The organism is Rhizobacter sp., assembly GCF_031412075.1.
Taxonomy (GTDB): Bacteria; Pseudomonadota; Gammaproteobacteria; order Burkholderiales; family Burkholderiaceae_C; genus Rhizobacter.
Genome location: NZ_JANOCG010000587.1, coordinates 1 through 3,349, shown reverse-complemented (window position 1 = coordinate 3,349; position 3,349 = coordinate 1). Strand labels below are relative to the sequence as shown.

Genomic DNA, 3,349 nt, shown 5'->3' with positions numbered 1-3,349 from the left:
CACGGCGCCATGGCCATCGCCTACCCGATCGATGGCGACGCGGTGCGCATGACCAACCGCGACTGGGCCTTCTCGATCCAAGAGGTGCAGCAGCAGCTGGGCCTGAGCACGCTGCTGGTGGTGAACAACTTCACCGCGCTGGCCATGTCGCTGCCGCGTGTCGGCCCCGAAGGCCGGGTGCAGGTGGGTGGCGGCGTTGCAAGCTCGGACGGTGTGATCGGCCTGCTCGGCCCCGGCACCGGCCTCGGTGTCTCGGCCCTCATTCCCGCCAACGATCGCTGGGTCACTCTGGCCACCGAAGGCGGCCACACCAGCTTTGCACCGATCGACGAACGTGAGCTGCGTGTGCTGCGCCACGTGTGGAAAACCATGTCGCACGTCTCTGCCGAGCGCCTGGTGTCGGGCCCCGGCATCCAGCTGATCTACGAAGCGCTGCGCGAAGGTGTGGCCGGTGCCGCCGCCGAGCTCAGCACCGCCGACATCGTGCAGCGTGCACAGCAAGGCAGCGACGCGGTGTGCGTGGACACCATCGACTGCTTCTGCGCCATGCTGGGCACGGTGGCCTCGAACCTCGCGCTCACGCTGGGCGCCACCGGCGGCATCTTTGTGGGCGGCGGCATCGTGCCGCGCCTGGGCGATTTGTTCCTGCGCTCGAGCTTCCGCCAACGTTTTGAAGACAAGGGGCGCTTCTCGTCCTACGTCGCGCGCATTCCGACCTATGTGCTGACGGCCGACAACCTCGCCTTCCACGGCGTCTCGTCGCTGCTCGCCGACCACATGCCCGACCGTGACGGCGGCAACCCGCTGCTCGACCGCGTGCGCAATGCGCGCGATGCCTTGTCGCCGGCCGAGCGGCGCGTAGCCAACGTGGTGCTGGAGAACCCGCGCACTGCGCTGAACGACCCCATCGCTGCCATCGCCAAGCTGGCCGATGTGAGCCAGCCCACCGTCATCCGCTTCTGCCGCTCACTCGGCTTTGAGGGGCTGGCCGATTTCAAGTTGAAGCTCGGCTCGGGCCTCACCGGCACCATCCCGCTGCAGCGCACCCAGGTGCGCCGGCAAGACGCCACGCCCGACCTCTGCGCCAAGGTGCTCGACAACACCATCTCGTCGATCATGCATTTCCGCGAGTCGCTCAATGTCGACTCAGTCGACCGTGCGATCGGTCTGTTTCGCGAGGCGCAGCGGGTCGAGCTCTACGCCACCGGCAACTCCTCGGTGGTGGCGCTCGACGCGCAATACAAGCTCTTTCGCTTCCGCATCCCGGTGGTGGCGCACACCGACGCGTCGATGTTCAGCATGGCCGCCGAGGTGCTGGGGCCGAAAGACGTGGCGGTGTTCATCTCCAGCTCGGGCCAGTCGGCCGAGTTGATCCGTGCGGCGCAGACCGCACGCGACCGTGGCGCCGCCGTGGTGGCCATCACCACCAACCAGTCGCCGCTGGCCAAGAAGGCCGATGTGTGCATTGCAGTCGACCACAGCGAAGACAGCTCGACCTTCGTGTCGATGATCTCGCGCATCCTGCACCTGCTGGTGATCGACATGGTGGCCGTGGGCCTGGCGGTGCGGCGCATGCCCTCGCCCACCGCAACACGCGGCAAACACGAGGGGCCGGACAGCCAGCACACGCTGGCGCCTGGCGTGCTGATCTCGCACATCGCCTGAGGGGCGTCGCATGGACGCCGTTGTCGAGGGTTCGCGCCTGGAGCCGATCCACCAGCTGTCTTTGTCGGGCGGCGGGTTTCGCGCCGCCTTCTTCCACCTGGGCGCCTTGCATGCGCTCGCCGCACAAGGCCGCCTGCGTGAGCTGAAGCTGCTGGTCACGATCTCGGGCGGCTCGATCGCCGCCGGCTTCTTCTTGCAGGAATGGATGCACGCGCTGAAGCAGCGCCGCAGCGTCGACGACGCCGAGCTGGCGCGCTGCGCCTTGCGCGCGCAGCAAACCTTGTTCCGCAAGTCACGCCACAACCCACGCCTGCGGGTGATGGCCTCGGTGCGCGCGCTGAGCTGCGGGCTGGTGCGCAACGAGTTCGGCTTTTCGCTCGCCATAGCGCGCATCAACCGGCGTTGGCTCGCCGCCCTGCACCGCGCCACATCGAAGGAGGCGTGGCCCACGGTGCTGCCCGAGTGGCGCATCGCCTGCTCTGACTACGCCAACGGCAGCCGCTGCGTGGTGGTGATCGGCCACCGCAGCTTGCCGTTCCAGCCCGACGCCAACTACCTGTCGATGCAAGACCTGCCGGTGGCCAAGGCGCTGGCTGCGTCGAGCGCGGTGCCCGGTGTATTCGAGCCCATCCGCTGCGGCCCTTACCACCTGGGCGACGGCGGCGTGCTCGACAACCACGGCCTGCGCGAGCTTGACGCGGCCATCGGCACCGCGGTGTGCATCGATGCCTCGGCACCCGTCTTGCCGATGAACCCGGTCGACGGCTGGGCCACGCCAATGCGGGCGATGGATTTGATGATGGAGCAGACCCGTGGCGACGTGCTGCGCATGCGCAACTGCACGCTCATCTCGCTGCGCGACCCGGTGGCGCAGCCGAGCGGGCTCGATTGGTGGTCACACCTGCGTGCGCTGCGCACCGACCTCGACGACTTTGCCGCCACCGAAGCGCACCTGCTGTTTCTCGCCGGCTACCAGAGCACCACCGGCCAGCCCGAGATCCCGCTTGATTGCCCGCACGACGACATGCTGGCGCTGTGGGAAACGATGAGCCGCGCGGAGCCTGCAGAAGCCACGCCCGAGCTGCAACTGCAATTGGCCGACAGCCGCGAGGCCTGCCTCGACGACCTGGAGCGAGGCCAGCACGTGCTGTTCTCAGGCCTGCAGAAGCGCTCGCCGGCCTCGGTGGCCGTGACGCTCACTTCGCTGGTGATGGTGGCGATCACCGTCTTGTTGCTGCTGCTCCTGGCCAAGCTCACGTGGGCCTGGGGCATTGCGCTTTTCCCTCGCTCGCTGCGAAACATGTCGGCCAACGGGCTGCTGGGCCTGCTGTGGGTCGGCGGTGCTGCCTGGTTGTGGCAGTTCTACGCGCCACGGCAAGGCGCCATGTTCTACAACATGCGGCAATGGTTCGGCGTGCTAGCCGGCCCCATCGTGCTGCCGGCGCTGGTGCTGCTGTCGATCACGCTGCGCTTGAAGGTGATCGCGTTTTCGACCCGCGACCTGACGGCCTGGGCGCGCACGGCGTTGACGCAATACCAGCGCCGGCGTGCGGGCGGTTGAGCCACTGATCTCTGTTCCCCGTTCGCCGTTCGCCCTGAGCCTGTCGAAGGGTGCACACATCTCCGTTCGGGCTGAGCCTGTCGAAGCCGGCGCCGTTCACCGCGCACCCTTCGACAAGCTCAG

The 3,349-nt window shown here is 67.8% G+C and carries 2 protein-coding genes; both read left to right on the top strand.

Annotated features, from left to right (window positions below):
• Window positions 1–1,665: glucokinase (gene glk, locus RMO40_RS21735; RefSeq protein WP_309725686.1), on the top strand; the 1,665-nt coding region annotated here is incomplete at its 5' end.
• Between the two features lie 10 nt (window positions 1,666–1,675).
• Window positions 1,676–3,226, top strand: coding sequence for a patatin-like phospholipase family protein (locus RMO40_RS21730; RefSeq protein WP_309725685.1), 1,551 nt, complete (start codon window positions 1,676–1,678; stop codon window positions 3,224–3,226).
• The last annotated feature ends 123 nt before the right edge of the window (window positions 3,227–3,349 follow it).

Coding starts and splice junctions, on each gene's coding strand:
- RMO40_RS21730 (WP_309725685.1), top strand. CDS start 1,676: ATGGACGCCGTTGTCGAGGGTTCGCGCCTGGAGCCGATCCACCAGCTG.